This window comes from Nocardia sp. NPDC049220, assembly GCF_040647855.1.
Classification (GTDB): Bacteria; Actinomycetota; Actinomycetes; order Mycobacteriales; family Mycobacteriaceae; genus Nocardia.
On sequence record NZ_JBEZDA010000001.1, the window covers coordinates 1,279,730 to 1,297,162 of the forward strand.

General features: G+C 66.7%; 14 protein-coding genes. 13 read left to right on the plus strand and 1 reads right to left on the minus strand.

Annotation, left to right across the window (positions count from 1 at the left end; genetic code table 11):
- Positions 1-78: 78 nt before the first annotated feature.
- Positions 79-2,028, minus strand: coding sequence for a gamma-glutamyltransferase family protein (locus tag AB0C34_RS05700; RefSeq protein WP_357067755.1), 1,950 nt, complete (start codon positions 2,026-2,028; stop codon positions 79-81).
- Between the two features lie 147 nt (positions 2,029-2,175).
- Between AB0C34_RS05700 and AB0C34_RS05705 the strand changes: the two genes are divergently transcribed.
- The 13 genes from AB0C34_RS05705 to AB0C34_RS05765 all read left to right on the plus strand — a co-directional run bounded on the left by AB0C34_RS05705 (position 2,176) and on the right by AB0C34_RS05765 (position 17,379).
- Complete coding sequence (locus tag AB0C34_RS05705; protein WP_357067757.1) at positions 2,176-2,865, plus strand: HAD family hydrolase; 690 nt, start codon at positions 2,176-2,178, stop codon at positions 2,863-2,865.
- Positions 2,866-3,002: 137 nt separating this feature from the next.
- Complete coding sequence (locus AB0C34_RS05710; protein ID WP_357067758.1) at positions 3,003-3,431, plus strand: hypothetical protein; 429 nt, start codon at positions 3,003-3,005, stop codon at positions 3,429-3,431.
- Between the two features lie 53 nt (positions 3,432-3,484).
- Positions 3,485-5,488, plus strand: coding sequence for an excinuclease ABC subunit UvrC (uvrC, locus tag AB0C34_RS05715; protein ID WP_357067760.1), 2,004 nt, complete (start codon positions 3,485-3,487; stop codon positions 5,486-5,488).
- Between the two features lie 111 nt (positions 5,489-5,599).
- Positions 5,600-6,580, plus strand: a complete 981-nt coding sequence (rapZ, locus tag AB0C34_RS05720; RefSeq protein WP_357067762.1) for an RNase adapter RapZ — start codon at positions 5,600-5,602, stop codon at positions 6,578-6,580.
- The gene (gene yvcK, locus AB0C34_RS05725; protein ID WP_357067764.1) at positions 6,577-7,623 is read left to right on the plus strand and encodes a uridine diphosphate-N-acetylglucosamine-binding protein YvcK; all 1,047 of its coding nucleotides are present in this window, start codon (positions 6,577-6,579) and stop codon (positions 7,621-7,623) included. The genes rapZ and yvcK overlap by 4 nt, the downstream gene beginning before the upstream one ends.
- On the plus strand, positions 7,614-8,597 hold the full coding sequence (gene whiA, locus AB0C34_RS05730; protein WP_357067766.1) for a DNA-binding protein WhiA: 984 nt from the start codon (positions 7,614-7,616) through the stop codon (positions 8,595-8,597). The genes yvcK and whiA overlap by 10 nt, the downstream gene beginning before the upstream one ends.
- Before the next feature lie 173 nt (positions 8,598-8,770).
- The gene (gap, locus tag AB0C34_RS05735) at positions 8,771-9,790 is read left to right on the plus strand and encodes a type I glyceraldehyde-3-phosphate dehydrogenase (protein ID WP_357067768.1); all 1,020 of its coding nucleotides are present in this window, start codon (positions 8,771-8,773) and stop codon (positions 9,788-9,790) included.
- A gap of 5 nt (positions 9,791-9,795) precedes the next feature.
- A complete protein-coding gene (locus AB0C34_RS05740) occupies positions 9,796-11,010 on the plus strand; it encodes a phosphoglycerate kinase (RefSeq protein ID WP_357067770.1) in 1,215 nt (404 codons plus the stop codon).
- Positions 11,011-11,012: 2 nt separating this feature from the next.
- Complete coding sequence (tpiA, locus tag AB0C34_RS05745; protein ID WP_357067772.1) at positions 11,013-11,798, plus strand: triose-phosphate isomerase; 786 nt, start codon at positions 11,013-11,015, stop codon at positions 11,796-11,798.
- Positions 11,799-12,195: 397 nt separating this feature from the next.
- Positions 12,196-12,414, plus strand: coding sequence for a hypothetical protein (locus AB0C34_RS05750; RefSeq protein ID WP_357067773.1), 219 nt, complete (start codon positions 12,196-12,198; stop codon positions 12,412-12,414).
- Positions 12,415-13,301: 887 nt separating this feature from the next.
- Entirely contained in the window at positions 13,302-14,903 is a 1,602-nt protein-coding gene (locus tag AB0C34_RS05755) for an MFS transporter (protein WP_357067775.1), read from the plus strand.
- Positions 14,904-14,974: 71 nt separating this feature from the next.
- The gene (secG, locus tag AB0C34_RS05760; RefSeq protein WP_357067777.1) at positions 14,975-15,208 is read left to right on the plus strand and encodes a preprotein translocase subunit SecG; all 234 of its coding nucleotides are present in this window, start codon (positions 14,975-14,977) and stop codon (positions 15,206-15,208) included.
- Positions 15,209-16,440: 1,232 nt separating this feature from the next.
- The gene (locus tag AB0C34_RS05765; RefSeq protein WP_357067779.1) at positions 16,441-17,379 is read left to right on the plus strand and encodes a MerR family transcriptional regulator; all 939 of its coding nucleotides are present in this window, start codon (positions 16,441-16,443) and stop codon (positions 17,377-17,379) included.
- The last annotated feature ends 54 nt before the right edge of the window (positions 17,380-17,433 follow it).

Sequence of the window (17,433 nt, forward strand, 5' to 3'; positions counted from 1 at the left end):
GGACTCCCGATAACCGTGCTGTTCTCCGGGTCCTTCGGTTCGGCGGCCGGCCGGCCTGCTCGTAGACCGCGCGGCTGGTCAGTGAGTGTCGCCGAGGACCACACCCTCGCGCCGGGGGTCGGCGCCGCCGATCCAGCCTCCTGCGTTGTCGCGTTTGAGGGCGCTGAGGCCGCTGGACTGCGGTGCGACCGAGACCTGATGGCCCAGCTCGCGGAGTCGGAGTACGAGCGGATCATGGTCGCCGTTGTCGGTGGCGTCGATCGCGGGATGCTCGCCGCCGATGCCGGTGGACGGACTGTTGCCCGCTCCGAATGCGACCGCCGAGACCGCCTGCTGCGGGTCGAGGCCCCAATCGAACATGTTGACCAGGGACTTCACCACGAACTGGATGATCACCGCACCGCCAGGGGAGCCTGCGACATGGGTGAGTTCGCCACGAGAGCCGTCGGGGGCCTTGTCGAACACCAGGGTGGGACTCATCGAGCTGCGTGGCCGTTTGCCTGGTTGGACGCGGTTGGCCATCGGCACGCCATCGGTGCCGAGCGGGTCGGCATTGAAGTCGGTGAGTTGATTGTTCAATATGAAGCCGTCGACCAGGTGGAACGAACCGAATGCCGACTCGACCGTGGTGGTCATGGACGCGGCGTTGCCATATTTGTCGACCACCGAGATGTGGCTGGTGCCGTGCTCGGGAGGCTGTGGGCCGACGCCGAGCGGGACCGGGCCGAAGTCGCCGGGCTGCGCGGTGCCCATGCTCCGGTTCGGGTTGATCAACCCGGCGCGCTGCCGCAGGTAGTCCTTGTTCAACAGGGTCTGCGCCGAATTCCCCGGCAGTGGAATGAAATCCGGGTCGGCCACATACTTGTTGCGGTCGGCGTAGGCGAGTCGTTCGGCCTCCGAGATGAGGTGCACTGCCTGGGCGTTCGGCTTTCCACCGTCGCGATCGATAGCGTCCGGCCGCAACGTCGCCAGGTCGAAGTTCTCCAGGATGCCGAGGGTGGCGGCGACGGTGATGCCACCGGAGGACGGGGTGGGCATGCCGCAGATCTCGCGCTCGCGGTAACTGGTGCACAACGCGGTGCGTTTTTTGGCCTGGTAGCCCGCCAGGTCCTTGGTGGTGATCAGGCCCGGGGTGCGTCCGCCGGAGGAGCGACCCGCCGCGTCGACGATGTCGCGGGCGATCGCGCCGGTGTAGAAGGCCTGTGCGCCGTCGGCAGCGACGGCGCCGAGCGTTTTCGCCATGGCCGGATTGGTGAGCAAGGTGTGGGCGGCCTTCGGGCTTCCGTCCGGGTTGAGGAAGTACGCCTTGGCGTCCTCGTCGCCGGAGAGTTCCTTCGCCGACTCCGCGATCTGACCCGCCAGGCGGGGACTGATCGGGAAGCCGCGATCGGCCAACCCGATCGCCGGGTCGAACAGGTCACGCCATGCGGTTTTGCCGTGGTCGTGGTGCGACAGCTCCAGCATGCGCAGGGCACCGGGCACTCCGATGGAACGGCCGCTGGCACGTGCGTTCGGTTTCGGCTCGATCCGGTCTGTGTCGCCGACCCAGCGCAGATAGTTCTCGGTCGCCGCCGCCGGCGCGACCTCGCGGCCATCGTAGGCTTCGACGGATTTCGTGTTCGCGTCGTAGTAGAGCAGGAATGCGCCGCCGCCGATGCCGGATGCCTGCGGTTCGACAAGTCCGAGCACAGTTTGTGCCGCGACCAGGGCATCCGCGGCGGTGCCGCCATCGCGGAGCACCTCGCAGGCTGCCTTCGTCGACACCGGATTCGCCGTGGAGACCGCGAAAGTGTGCGTGCGCACCGGCGTCATGCCGGCGCGATACCCGGTCGCGATCTCCGGATTCGTGCTCAGATCCCGGGTGCCGCCCGCCGGCCCTGGCGAGGCCGCCGCTATCGGTGCGCCGTTCGGTACCGGCGCGCAGATTCCGCTCGTCTCGTGCTCATCGGACGAACAGGCCGTGGCCATCCCCATGGTGAGCGCCAACGCCGCGACAGCGCCGACCAAGGTTCCTCGCTTGCGACTCATGCCGGGACTCTATCGCCCTACCGACAGCCGCGCGACTTACTACGGCCACCTGCGAAAACACCCTGACCGCAGGGGTTGTCGGAGCTGGGCGCGCTCCATCTCGCCATGGTAGGGCGGGGTGCAGCGGCCCCTCGGTAGGCTTGCGCAGTGACGATCGACGCGGTCTTGTTCGACTTCTCCGGGACACTGTTTCGGCTGGAGGACGACGAATCCTGGTACGCGGATCTGACGGGGCCGGACGGACAGACGTTCGACGTGCACGAGAAGGCGGAGATCCTGCGGCGGATGACGTCGCCGGCCGTGCAGAGCGTGCAGTTCGATGCCGAGCAGCAACACGCGTGGGACAACCGTGACCTCGACCCAGTACTACACCGCGCCGCGATACTCGAGGTGCTGCGCAAATCCGGTGTTCCGCGCGCCGGAGACGCCGAGCGGCTGTACGCCCGGCTGCTCGACCCGATGGAGTGGACGCCCTATCCCGACACCGCTGAGGTACTGAAACTTCTTGCGACACAGGATATTCCGGTGGCGGTCGTGAGCAATATCCCGTTCGACATCCGTCCCTCGTTCGCCGCGCGTGGCTGGGACAGGTCGATTCGGGCATTCACGTTGTCCTACGAGGTCGGCGTGATGAAGCCGGACCCAGCGATCTTCCGGGCCGCCCTGGCCGAACTCGGCGTGCCCGCCGACGCGACGCTGATGGTGGGTGACAGTGCCGAGGCCGACGGCGCCGCGACGGCACTCGGCTGCCGATTCGCTCTAGTCGACCCGCTCCCCACCACGGAACGCCCGGATGCTCTCTTGGCCGCCCTGCGGCGGCACGGCCGCCTGGCGTGATCGCCTTCTCAGCGGTTCGATCGGTGCGATCGGCCCGTCGCGCGAACTCCCGGTTGTCCGAGCCGGTGTCGTGTTAGCGTGCGGCTCGGCGTGTTCGCCGATGTGTCGATTCCCTTCGGTCGAACGGAGGTACGTCTGTGGGTGTGGCGTATTCGGGTGAGGATCCGCCCGTTACCGTGGAGTCGGGGATTCCGGCGGCGATTCGGGATGTGCGAGAGGCTATTTGGGGTCTGACGGGATTCGCGCTCGCCTACCCGGTGATCATGGGCGTGACGTGTGGTGGTAAAGCCGCCGTCGCGGCGTCGGCCCAGTTCTGCGTCGCCTGGGCACTCGGTCTGCTCGTCTTCGGATTCGCCGAAGGCGCTCGCGGTGTGCGCACTCTCACGCTGGTTCTGGCGATCGCGCAGGCCATCGTCGGGTGGTACGCGATCGGCGGCCACGCCCCCATCCCGCCGGCGGTCGCCGTCGTCGTCGCCTGTTACTCGCTCGGCACGACGGCGGCCATTGTTCAGTTGCTGCGTCGTCCGGAAGTCAAGGTCTGGTTCGGCGTCGTCCGGGAGCGCTGACGGTTGCCGCCGGCCGTCCGGGGGCTGTCGGACCCGGTGGATAGGCTTGTCACGTGGCAGATCCAGCGACGTACCGGCCCGCGCCGGGCACGATTCCCGTTGAACCCGGAGTCTACAAGTTCCGGGATGCCCATCGGCGGGTCATCTACGTCGGCAAGGCCAAGAGCCTGCGCAGCAGGCTGAACTCGTACTTCGCCGACGTCGCCGGTCTGCATCCGCGCACGCGGCAGATGGTGACCACCGCGGCGAGTGTCGAGTGGACAGTCGTCTCCACCGAGGTGGAGGCACTGCAGTTGGAGTACAACTGGATCAAAGAGTTCGACCCGCGCTTCAACGTCCGTTATCGGGACGACAAATCGTATCCGGTGCTGGCGGTCACCCTGGACGAGGAGTTCCCTCGGCTTTTCGTTTACCGTGGCGCGCGTCGCAAAGGCGTCCGTTACTTCGGCCCATACGCGCACGCCTGGGCGATCCGTGAGACCCTCGATCTGCTTCTTCGGGTCTTTCCCGCCCGTACCTGCTCCAACGGAGTCTTCAAGCGGCACAGCCAAATCGGCCGCCCTTGTTTGCTGGGTTACATCGACAAATGCTCGGCGCCGTGCATCGGCCGGGTGAGCGCCGCGGGGCACCGCGACATCGTCGACGACTTCTGCGACTTCCTCGCCGGCCGCACCGACCGCATGGTCCGCGAGTTGGAGCGCCGCATGCACGACGCCGCCGAGGACCTGGATTTCGAGGCCGCCGCCCGACTGCGCGACGATGTCCAGGCCCTGCGCCGCGCCCTGGAGAAGCAGGCCGTGGTCCTCGGCACCGGCACCGACGCCGATGTGATCGCCTTCGCCGCTGACGAGCTGGAGGTCGCGGTGCAGATCTTCCACGTCCGCGATGGCCGGGTGCGCGGTCAGCGTGGCTGGGTGGTCGACAAGTCGGGCGACGCCGTCGACACGCCGGAAGCAGGCGGCGGTGAGCTGGCCGCGCTCGTCGAACAGTTTCTCACCCAGTTCTACGGCGAGCAGGTCGCCGTGGCCGAACCCGATACCGATGAGCAACTCGCCACCGTGGTGCCGCGCGAGGTGCTCGTTCCCGAGTTGCCCGCCGACGTCGAGCAGGTCCAGCAATGGCTGTCGGATCTGCGCGGCTCGGCGGTGCGACTGCGCGTGCCGCAGCGCGGCGACAAAAAAGCTCTCGCCGAGACCGTGCAGCGCAACGCGCGGGAGGCGCTGGCCCAGCACAAGCTCAAGCGCGCGGGCGACCTGACCTCGCGATCACAAGCGCTGCAGGACATCCAAGACGCACTGGAGCTCGACAGTGCCCCGCTGCGCATCGAATGTGTGGACATCAGTCACGTGCAGGGCACCGACGTGGTCGCCTCGCTGGTGGTGTTCGAGGACGGTCTGCCACGGAAATCCGACTACCGTCACTATGCGATCAAGGAGGCCGCGGGCGAGGGCCGTTCCGATGACGTCGGGAGCATCGCCGAGGTGACCCGCCGCCGGTTCCTCAAGTTGCGGCGCGACCGCGATCTGATCGAGCAGCACGACCTGTCCGCGACCGACGACACGCCGGAACTCATCTCCCGGCCCGGCATCGACCCCAGCACCGGACGTCCGCGCAAGTTCGCCTATCCGCCCAACCTGTATGTGGTCGATGGCGGCGCGCCGCAGGTGGCGGCTGCCGCCGAGGTACTCGACGAACTCGGCATCACCGATGTCGCGGTGATCGGGTTGGCCAAGCGCCTCGAGGAGGTATGGGTGCCCGCGGAGAGCGAGCCGGTCATCATGCCACGCAATAGCGAGGCGCTGTATCTGCTGCAACGGGTCCGTGACGAAGCGCATCGGTTCGCCATTACCTTCCACCGCAGCAAACGCTCACGGCGGATGACGGCGTCGGCGCTGGACTCGGTGCCCGGCCTCGGCGCGGCACGCCGAACGGCGCTGGTCACCCATTTCGGGTCGGTGGCCAAGCTGAAGGGAGCCACGGTCGAACAGATCACCGAGGTACCCGGCATCGGGCTGGCGACCGCGAAGGCGGTCCTCGCCGCACTGCATGCGGAATAGTCGCTCGACTGCGCACCGGAAGTTTCGGTTTCGCGTACGTTGTGTCTGTGCCCGATACCGAAACCGGTACGGGATGATCGGAAGGCAACCGAGAGACGGATCCGGTAGGACATGACACGCATCGAACCGAACAGTAGTGCGGGCGGTCCGCCGACGAGCGGAGGGCGAGCGAGCTCGCCCGAGGTCCACGCCGGAGTGCCCCCACAGGTCGAGGTGGTGATCGTGACCGGGCTGTCGGGTGCGGGCAGGGGCACCGCCGCGCGTGTGCTCGAGGACCTCGGCTGGTATGTCGCGGACAATCTGCCGCCCGAACTGTTCGGCCGGATGGTCGAACTCGGCGCCTCCGCGACACCGCCGATCGGCCGGCTGGCCCTGGTCATGGATGTGCGCAGCCGATTCTTCACCGGCGATCTCTCGGTGGTCACCGAACAGTTGCGAGCGCTGGGTGTGCGCACCAGGGTTCTTTTCCTCGAGGCTTCCGACGATGTGCTGATCCGACGCTTCGGGTTCGCGCGGCGCCGTCATCCGCTCCAAAGCGAGAGCGCGGACGGGACATTGTCCGCGGGCATCGCCGCGGAACGGGTGCGCCTGTCGGCGGTGAAGACCGCCGCGGATCTGGTCATCGACACCACCGAGTTGTCCATCCACCAGTTGCACCGCAAGCTGGAGGAGGCCTACGGCGGCGGCGCCCCCAGCGCGCTGCAACTCACCGTGCAGTCCTTCGGCTTCAAGTACGGGGTTCCCCTCGACGCCGACATGGTGTTGGATGTGCGTTTTCTACCTAATCCGCATTGGATACCGGAATTACGGGAACATACAGGTCAGGAGGCGGTGGTCAGCGAGTACGTGTTGTCGCGCCCCGGCGCGGCCGATTATCTGGGTACCTGCCACCACCTGGTCGATCTGACGACGAACGGTTACCGCCAAGAGGGGAAGCGATACATGACGGTGGCAGTGGGCTGCACCGGAGGCAAGCATCGAAGCGTCGCGATAGCCGAGGCACTGGGAGAGCTGATGGGCGAGGTCGCCGGTGACTCGGCGGGGTCCGTCGACGTGGTGCGGGTTGTGCACCGGGATCTGGGGCGCGAATGACGGGTTGGGAAGCCGATCCCAGCATCGTCGCGCTGGGCGGCGGGCACGGTCTCTACTCGACGCTGACGGCGCTACGCCGGCTGACCAGGAAGATCTGCGCGGTGGTGACCGTCGCCGACGACGGTGGCTCCTCTGGGCGACTACGCGCCGAATTGGGGGTGCTGCCGCCGGGAGATCTTCGCATGGCACTGGCCGCCCTCTCCGCGGACGCCGACGGGGTGTGGACGCAAACCGTTCAGCACCGTTTCGGCGGTACCGGTGCGCTGGCGGGGCACTCGGTCGGCAACCTCATCCTGGCCGGGCTCACCGAGGTGCTCGGCGATCCGGTGGCCGCACTCGACGAAGTCGCCAAGATGTTGCGGATCACCGGAAGGGTGCTCCCGATGTCGCCGATCGCGCTCGATATCGAGGCGGATGTTTCTGGGCTGGAAGTAGATCCGCGGGTGAGCCGGTGTATTCGCGGCCAAGTTGCTATTGCCACAACGCCGGGCAAAGTGCGGCGGGTGCGGTTGATCCCCTCCGATCCGCCTGCCAGTTCGGCGGCCACCTCGGCGATCGAGCACGCCGACGTCGTCGTGCTTGGCCCCGGCTCCTGGTTCACCAGCGTGATTCCGCATGTGCTCGTGCCCGAGTTGCGCGACGCCCTGGTATACACCAGGGCGCGTAAGGTCCTCGTGCTCAACCTCGCCGCCGAGCCCGGGGAGACGGCGGGTTTCTCCGCGGAGCGGCATCTGCATGTATTGTCCCAGCACGCACCGGAGTTCGTGGTCGACGAGGTCCTCGTCGATTCCGGGTCCGTGCCGGAGGGGCGCGAGCGAGAACACGTGGCCAGGGCAGCCGAACAGTTGCGGGCACGGGTCACTTTCTCCGCTGTCGCCGAAGCGGGAACGGACCGGCATCATGCCGGAAAGCTTGCTGCCGCACTGGATCAAGTTATCCGGCAACCCCGGCCGCAAATGGCGGGTCTACGAGTCGAGGGACGGCACATGGGGCAGGATGTGCGTTCCGGGTTGGGTGGAAAGGAGCGCGTCTCGTGGCGATGACAGCCGATGTGAAAGACGAGCTGAGCAGGCTCACGGTGTCGCAGGTGAGTTCCCGCAAGGCGGAACTGTCCGCCCTGCTGCGTTTTGCGGGCGGCCTGCACATCGTCAGCGGCCGGGTGATCGTCGAAGCCGAGGTGGATATGGGCTCCATCGCGCGCCGGCTGCGCCGGGAGATTTTCGAGCTATACGGCTACGGCTCCGATGTGCACGTGCTCGGCGCGGGGGGGCTGCGCAAAACCTCCCGATATGTGGTGCGCGTGTCGAAGGAGGGCGAGGCGCTGGCCAGGCAGACCGGTCTGCTCGACGTGCGCGGTCGTCCGGTGCGCGGGCTGCCCGCGCAGGTGGTCGGCGGCAGCATAGCCGATGCCGAAGCCGCCTGGCGCGGAGCGTTTCTCGCGCACGGCTCACTCACCGAACCGGGGCGTTCCTCGGCGCTGGAAGTCAGCTGCCCCGGGCCGGAAGCGGCCCTGGCGCTGGTCGGTGCGGCGCGACGGCTCGGGATCACCGCCAAGGCCCGCGAGGTGCGCGGCACCGACCGCGTCGTGGTGCGCGACGGTGAGGCCATCGGTGCGCTGCTGACCAGGATGGGGGCACATGGCACCAGGATGGTCTGGGAGGAGCGCAGGCTGCGCCGCGAAGTTCGCGCGACGGCGAACCGGCTGGCGAACTTCGACGACGCAAATCTCCGCCGCTCGGCGCGGGCCGCGGTGGCCGCCGCGGCCCGAGTGGAACGTGCGCTCGAGATCCTCAGCGAGGACGTTCCCGACCATCTCGCCGCGGCGGGAAAACTCCGGGTGCAGCACCGGCAGGCGTCGCTGGAGGAGCTCGGGCAGCTCGCCGACCCGCCGATGACGAAAGACGCTGTGGCGGGACGCATTCGGCGTCTGCTGTCGATGGCCGACCGGCGAGCCAAGGAACTCGGCGTGCCCGACACCGAATCGGCCGTCACGGCCGACCTGCTCGACGAAGCCTGAGCCGGCTGCGGCGCGGGCAACTGTCGGGGCGGCGGTCCGTCGGAAGCGGCGCACGGCTGCGACCTGGCATCCCGTTCGTCTGAATGCCAGGTGCGTGTCGGTGAGGTGACGGCAGGGCACTAGGGTGGGTACGGCATCGGAATGACCCCGCTTGAAAGCTGAGGAGCGATAACGTGACTGTCCGGGTAGGCATCAACGGCTTCGGTCGTATCGGACGCAACTTCTTCCGGGCGGTGGAGGCGCAGAAGGCGCTCGGCACCACCGACATCGAGATCGTCGCGGTCAACGACCTCACCGACAACGCGACGCTCGCGACCTTGCTCAAGTACGACTCGATCCTGGGCCGCCTGCCGAAGGACGTCTCGCTGGACGGCGACGACACCATCGTGGTCGGCGAGCAGCGGATCAAGGCGCTGGCCATCAAGGAGGGCCCCGGGGCACTGCCCTGGGGTGACCTGGGCGTCGATGTGGTCGTCGAGTCCACCGGCATCTTCACCGACGCGACGAAGGCCAAGGGGCACATCGCGGCGGGCGCCAAGAAGGTCATCATCTCCGCGCCCGCCAAGGGCGAGGACATCACCATCGTGATGGGCGTCAACGACAACAAGTATGACGGCAGCCAGAACATCATCTCGAACGCCTCGTGCACCACCAACTGCCTCGGTCCGCTGGCCAAGGTGCTCAATGACGAGTTCGGCATCGTCAAGGGCCTGATGACCACCATTCACGCCTACACCCAGGACCAGAACCTGCAGGATGGCCCGCACAGTGATCTTCGTCGTGCCCGCGCGGCCGCGCTGAACATCGTGCCGACCGGCACCGGGGCGGCCAAGGCCATCGGCTTGGTGCTGCCGGAACTCAACGGCAAGCTGGACGGCTACGCGTTGCGTGTGCCGGTCCCGACCGGCTCGGTCACCGATCTGACCGCGAACCTGGCCAAGTCCGCCTCGCTCGAGGACATCAACGCCGCGTTCAAGGCCGCCGCCGAGGGTCCGCTGCAGGGCATCTTGAAGTACAACGTCGACCCGATCGTGTCGAGCGATATCGTCACCGACCCGCACTCGTCGATCTATGACGCGCCGCTGACCAAGGTCATCGACGACCAGGTGAAGGTCGTCTCGTGGTACGACAACGAGTGGGGCTACTCCAACCGTCTCGCCGACCTCATCGGCCTCGTCGGCAAGTCGCTCTGACGCGCATGACCATCAAGACACTCGCGGATCTGCTCGGCGAGGGTGTCGAAGGTCGGGGCGTGCTCGTGCGCTCCGACCTGAACGTCCCCCTCGACGACAATGGACAGATCACCGATCCCGGCCGGATCGTCGCCTCGGTACCGACCATCAAGGCACTGGTCGAGGCGGGCGCCAAGGTCGTGGTGACCGCCCATCTCGGCCGGCCCAAGGGGGAGCCGGACCCGAAACTCTCGTTGGCGCCGGTAGCCGCCAGGCTCGCCGAGGAGCTGGGTCGCAATGTCCAGCTGGCCGGTGACGTGGTCGGTCAGGACGCACTCGCGCGGTCCGAGGGCCTCACCGACGGTGACGTGCTGCTGTTGGAGAACATCCGCTTCGACCCGCGTGAGACCAGCAAGGACGACACCGAACGCGGCAAGCTCGCCGCGGCGCTGGTGGAGCTGGTCGGCGACGACGGCGCGTTCGTCTCCGACGGCTTCGGCGTCGTGCACCGCAAGCAGGCGTCGGTGTACGACGTGGCGAACCTGCTGCCGCACTACGCGGGCACGCTGGTCGCCGCCGAGATCGAGGTGCTGGCCACCCTGAGCGAAGACCCGGATCGGCCGTATGCGGTGGTACTCGGCGGCTCCAAGGTCTCCGACAAACTCGCCGTCATCGAGGCGCTTGCTCCGAAGGTCGACACCCTGGTGATCGGCGGCGGCATGTGCTTCACCTTCCTTGCCGCACAGGGCCTTTCGGTAGGTACGTCGTTGCTGCAGGAGGAGATGGTGGACACCTGCAAGAACCTGCTCGAGCAGTATGCCGACGTCATCCACCTGCCGCGCGACATCGTGGTCGGCGACAAGTTCGCCGCGGACGCCGAGTCGAAGGTGGTGTCCGCACACGAGATCGAGGACGGCTGGATGGGCCTGGATATCGGCCCGCAGTCCGTAGACCGTTTCGCGGTACTCCTGACCGAGGCGAAGACCATCTTCTGGAATGGTCCGATGGGTGTTTTCGAGTTCGAGAAGTTCTCCGCGGGCACCCGCGGGATCGCCGAGGCGATCGTGACCGCCACCGGCAAGGGCGCGTTCAGTGTCGTCGGCGGCGGTGACTCGGCCGCGGCCGTGCGTGCGCTTGGGCTCCCGGACGACGGTTTCGCGCACATCTCCACCGGTGGTGGCGCCTCGCTCGAGTATCTGGAGGGCAAGCAACTCCCCGGCATCGCGGTGTTGGAGGACTGAGCATGGCACGTAAACCGCTCATCGCGGGCAACTGGAAAATGAACCTCAATCACCTCGAGGCCATCGCTCTGGTGCAGAAGATCGCGTTCGCGCTGCCGGAGAAATACTTCGACAAGGTCGACGTCGCCGTAATCCCGCCGTTCACCGCTCTGCGTAGTGTGCAGACGCTGGTCGAGGGAGACAAGCTTCTGCTCACCTACGGTGCGCAGGATGTCTCGGTGCACGAATCGGGCGCCTACACCGGTGAGATCAGCGCAGGCATGCTCGCCAAACTGGGGTGCGCCTTCGCCGTGGTCGGGCACTCCGAGCGGCGTCAGTACCACAACGAGGACGACGCCACCGTCTCGGCCAAGGCCAAGCAGGCGCTGAAGCACGGGATCATCCCGATCGTGTGCATCGGTGAGGGCCTGAACGTCCGCGAGGCGCGGACGCACGTCGAGTACAACTTGGAGCGGTTGCGCGGCTCGCTGAAGAGCCTGTCTGTGGACGACATCGCGAAGATCGTCATCGCCTATGAACCGGTGTGGGCGATCGGCACCGGCAAGGTCGCGACTCCCGCCGACGCGCAGGAGGTCTGCGGCGCCATTCGCGCGGAGTTGGCGCAACTGGCCTCGCCGGAGATCGCTGCGGAGGTTCGGGTCCTCTATGGCGGCTCGGTGACTGCGAAGAACGTCGGAGAACTGGTAAATCAGACCGACATCGACGGTGCTTTGGTCGGTGGTGCATCGCTGAAAGGCGAGGAGTTCGCGACCCTCTCCGCGATCGCCGCAGGCGGCCCCTTACCCTGACCTGGCTGCGGCAGTATGGCACAGTCCGGTATCGCGCGACCTGCGGATACCGGACTGTGCTGTCCTTACGAACGGGCTCCGCACTCAGACCGCCGTCGTCGGCTGTTCCGCCGGGGCGGCACGACATATCGCCTACCGCCGTCGTGCAACCTGCCCAAGCGCACGAGCTCGTGCAGAGCACGGATCAACCTCCGTCGGCGGACCAACCATCCGGAAGCGGGTGCACGGGGAATGTCGGGAAGGCCGAGGGGGCGCCGCCGGCGTCGCGGGACCATGGTAGCCACAGGGACAGGGTGAGGCTGGTGCGGTCGAAGACCTTGTGAGAAGCCAATTCCTGCGGCAAATGCCGAGCGAGGGACTCGCTGTGCTCGAGCGCGGCAAGTGATTGCGATGCCGTGTGCGCGTCGTCGCTGCCAACGATCCGGCCGGCCGCGGTGACTATCCCGATTTGTCGCTCGTCGGGCTGGAACAACAACCAAACGCCGGCCAGCCCTCGAGTTTCGGCAGTTTGGCGTATTGCCGGCCAGATGTCGGCCAGCCGCGCCTCGACGTCGGATCCGATGCTGGTAAAGCGTTCGAGGCGGTTGACGTAATGGGCTTTGCCCCATCGGCGTGAAGTCGTGTGCCCCGATTACGCGCCACGCGCGCTTGTCCACGCCGAAAAAGAATGGGCGGTCCCAAAATTTCACGCCCGGTTCGAGTTCCAGCTCGCTGCTGGTGAATCTAATGTAGTCCATCACGTCTTCCCACCGGTCGAACAAGTAGCGACCGCCGACGAGGTGCGCGCCAGTGGCGGGGTCGAAGCGCAGTGGTACGTACTTGTGCCGCATGCCGGCCCGAATATCCATGCTCGGTCGGTCGCTTTCGGAGTAGGTGACCAACTGCTGTATGGATAAATCGACCGGAACGGCGAAATCCGAGGTGAATGCGGCCCGGCATGCAATCGGACCGATGGCATATCCGAGAATTTCCATGGCGGTCCTTTCGGCATTTATTCGGCCGTCTGATTCACCCGTCCGTAGCTTTCTCCTCGATAACTCAGCGTACGCCGCAGACGTCGTCAACCCATGCGGGCGGGCGACGTAGAGCACGCCACCGGAGCGGTGCCGCGCAGCTCGGTAGATGACAATCGCCACAGCGCCGGGAGGTGTGGTTCGAGCATGTCGGTGGTGACATCCGGCGCATCTGCGCGGTGATCGATTACGCGACACATGGGGCCCGGCCGTCACCGCAACCGCGTGAAGTGACGGGCTTCGGCACAGGCAGTTTCTCGTCGCATTCACGCTGGCCGGCGCATTATCACCCAATCGAGCCGCGAGGTCGCGGATAGGTGGCTGCGGCGTGACCGGCCGGCGGCGGGTGGTGATTGTCCGACAACCCGCGTCCCGACCGCGCTCGTCCGGCTACACGGGGAATCTACCGGCTCGGGCGACGGCCCCGGGTGGACACCAACCGCCATCCACCCGTGCAGAGCATGCCATGTCCACCGCTAAGCTTCCGTAAGTGAACGCTGCCGCACCGACCGTCTCAGGCTCAACCTGGGCGCCGATGCGTTCGTCGGTCTACCGCGCGTTGTGGATCGCCCAGCTGGTGTCGAATTTGGGCACCTGGATGCAGACCGTCGGGGCGCAGTGGATCGTAGTCGACGAACCCAACGCGGCGGCGCTGGTGGCGTTCGTGCAGACCGCCATCACGCTGCCGGTGATGTTGTTGGCCATTCCTTCCGGAGTGCTCGCCGACCTGGTGGACCGGCGGAGGCTACTGCTCGGTGCGCAGTCGACGATGGCGGTGCTCGCGGTAGCTCTGGTGATCTCGACCGCGACCGCGCACACCACCCCCGCGGTGCTGCTGACCCTGCTGTTTCTGCTGGGCTGCGGGCAGGCGCTGACCGCGCCCGCGTGGCAGGCGATTCAGCCGGAATTGGTACCGCGCGAGCAGATCCCCGCGGCCGCGGCGCTCGGCAGCATGAACATCAACATCGGAAGGGCGGTCGGCCCCGCGTTGGCCGGTGTGTTGGTGTCACTGTCCGGTCCGACGCTGGTGTTCGCGCTGAACGCGGTGTCGTTCGGCGGGATAGTCGCGGTGCTCACCGTGTGGCGCAGGCCTGTGACGGATCGGAGATTGCCCACCGAACGCCCACTCGCGGCGTTGCAGGCGGGCACCCGATTCATTCGGGCCGCGCCGGCGATCCGTCGGGTGCTGCTGCGCTCGATCCTGTTCATCGCACCGGCCAGCGCGGTATGGGCGCTGCTTCCGGTGATCGCGCGGGATCGGCTCGGGCTGTCGTCCGCCGGCTACGGTCTGATGCTCGGTGCGCTCGGGGTCGGCGCGGTGCTCGGCGCCGCCACATTGTCGCGACTGCGAAGTCTGCTCACACCGACGCAGCGGCTGGCCACCGCCGCGATTTTGTTCGGACTCGGGACCGCCGGTACCGCTGTGCTGCGAAACGTGCCGGCGGTACTGATTTTACTGGTCTTCGCCGGGCTGGCTTGGCTGTTGGCGATGTCCACGATGAACGCGACCATGCAGCTGTTGCTGCCCGCCTGGGTACGTGCGCGCGGGCTCTCGGTGTATCTGCTGGTATTCATGGGCGGCCAGGCGATCGGCTCGCTGGTCTGGGGTCTGGTCGCGAACGCGCTCGGCTCGGTGTCGGCGCTGCTGTGGGCCGCGGCGCTGCTGGTGATCTGCGCGTTGAGCACCGTCTGGCTGCCGATCCGGCACGACCCGGAGGAACTCGACCTGACCCCTTCGGCGTTTTGGCCGGAACCGCAGCTGGTCGTCGAACCCGATCCCGACGACGGCCCGGTGCTGATTCTGCGCAACTACGACGTGCCGCAGCAAGACGTCGAGGAGTTCCTGGCCGCGATGGTGTTCGTCGGCCGTTCTCGGCAGCGCACCGGCGCGATGGAGTGGCGTCTCTACCGTGACGTCGGGGTGATCGACCGCTTCGTCGAGGCTTTTGTCGTGCGGTCCTGGGCCGAACACATGCACCAGCATCAGGTTCGGCTCACCGCCCAGGACCAGGTCCGCGAGCAGGCGGTGGCGCGGTTCACCACCGGTGCCGACGACCAGGCGACCCACCTGGTCGCGGTGGACCGGCGCTAGCCGAACCGGGTGCGGCGTACGGATGCGTGCCTGATTCGGTGGGATTCCGCCGACCGCATACACTGTCGGGCATGCGGATGTTCCTGGATATCCTCCTGATCATCACCAGCGTGCTGCTGGTGCTGCTGGTGCTGCTGCACCGCGCCAAGGGTGGAGGTCTGTCCAGCCTGTTCGGCGGCGGTGTGCAATCCAGCCTGTCGGGTTCGACCGTCGTGGAGAAGAACCTCGACCGCATCACCATCTTCACCGGGGTGATCTGGCTCATCGCCATCCTCGGCATCGGCCTGGAGATCAAGTTCGCCTGATCCGACCGGTCACCACGCGCACCGGATGGCGCTATCGCGGCGATGACGAAAGCGGCCCGCCAACTCGTCCAGGGCAGTCCGGGATCACCCCCCGAGGTCGGGTAGTCGTCCTGCGGCACGACCCACGGTGAGCGGTACCGCCGTCGATCGGCTCCGCGCTGAACCGTAGCGCGAGCACGACGATCCCATCGAATGTGGCGCCGAACATGATTATCCGGATCGGCCGGATGCGGCGGGCGGTAGAGCTGAAACCCCTCGCATCAGTCCCGTGTGCACAGACTGAGCGTCGCGTGGCCCGGGTTCCAGCATCGTGGACGCCATGACGTTGGCGCTGTCGATCGACCTCATACAAGCCGATCGTTCAGTGCTGACCGCTGCCACCGGACCGGTGTGATCAAGGGGTTGCCGCCGCCCTCCCGCGTGATAATCGGGTCGTGCCGATCCATGCGTAGTCGTCCGGGGTACGGCGTCGCCTAACGCAATGTCGAGGCGGCGGGGCAAGTCGTACTGACCGGTCCCCCTGGTAAGCCACCACCCGACAAGGGTGATTCGATCCAGATTCCCTTGATGCCGCACGCCACGGGATGGTAGGCGTGACTGCAGCGGGCAGCATAGTCGGCCGGCGCGAGATACCCAGCGCCGATTGACGGCGCCCGGTTGCGTCGGCTGTGAAGTCGCCGATCAAAGATGCGAGCTGAGCGCAGTGTTGCTGAGCGGAGTGTTATGGCTGCTGTTCTGTTTTCTGATGACCACCATTCGACTGCGTTCAAGCTCTCTTCGGACCCGGCGCCGGACAGTTGATCAGCACCAGCGGACCGGTGTCGATAACTCCAGGACGGCTCCGGGTGTGTGTGCGCCGCGCACCTTGTGTTTTGTTTATGTAGGTTGCCCTGGTGACCGGGTGTCGGGTTGATCCTGGACCCGTTGCCGGTGCTGCAGCCGGTGGCGTTGGTGCCGGTAGCCCGGGACGTCGGAAGCATTTGTGCGAGCGGTGACCCCGCAGGTGGGGTGCCGGTTGTAGAGGATCACCGAGGACGACTGAACAGCCCATTAGGACGCGCGGGAGCGCATGCAACCCAACGCACCGCCGGTCGGTGACGAAGCCCGGATGTTCGCGGCCTGGGTGCTCCAGTCGATCTGGAGACCCGCTGTCGACGCTGGTCGCGGCCTGATGCCGCGAGGCGGGAGTGTCGACTTGAGTCTCCATCAGGGGGAGGCATCAAGCTTGGGGCATGGACGACGAGACGCTCTTCACGATCGGGGCTCTGGCCAAGCGGACCGGTCTGACGGTCAAAACGATTCGGTTCTACTCCGACAAGGGGATCGTCCCGCCGACCTGTCACAGCCCGGCCGGCTACCGCCTCTACGACATCGACGCGCTGGCGCGTCTGGAGTTGGTCCGGACACTGCGCGAACTGGATATCGATCTGCCCACGGTGCGGCGCGTCTTGGCCCGCGAGACCTCGCTGGCCGACGTCGCTGCGGCCCACGCGGCCGCGCTCGAGGTGCAGGTTCGGGTGCTGTGTCTGCGACGTGCGGTGTTGCAGGCGGTCGCGCGCCGGGAATCGAACCCACAGGAGATGGACCTGATGCACAAACTGGTGAACCTGACGCAGGCCGAACGACACCGTTTCATCCATGACTTCATCGATGACACCTTCGGCGGTGTCGACGCCAATCCGGCGATGGTGGAGTTGTTGCGCTCTAGCATGCCCGACCTTCCCGATAATCCCACCGTCGAGCAGGTCCAGGCGTGGATGGAGCTCGTGCAGTTAGTGCAGGACAACGATTTCCGGGCAGCGGTGCGGCGCATGGCCGAGTATCAGGAGAAGCAACGCGCCGACGGGGACAGCACCGGATTGCATCACGACTTGACCGAGACCGTGCGCGAGGAGGTCGGTCGAGCGATGGCCACAGGTATTGCACCGGATGCACCCGAAGCGGAGCCCATTGTCGATACTTTGACCGCGCGCTATGCCGAGACCTTCGGCAGGGCCGACGACAGTGACCTGCGGCGTTGGGTGCTCGAGCGGCTGGAGGTCGCCAACGACGCTCGAGTGACGCGATATTGGCAGTTGGTGGCGGTCATCAACAGCTGGCCGGCGGTGGCGGATCTAGAGCCCGTGTTCACCTGGTTCGGCCGAGCCCTGCGCACTCACCCCGCCACGTAGCGAACAGCCCAGGGGGCTGCTGTGTGCTGCACAGCCCTCTGGGCGGAAGGCCGT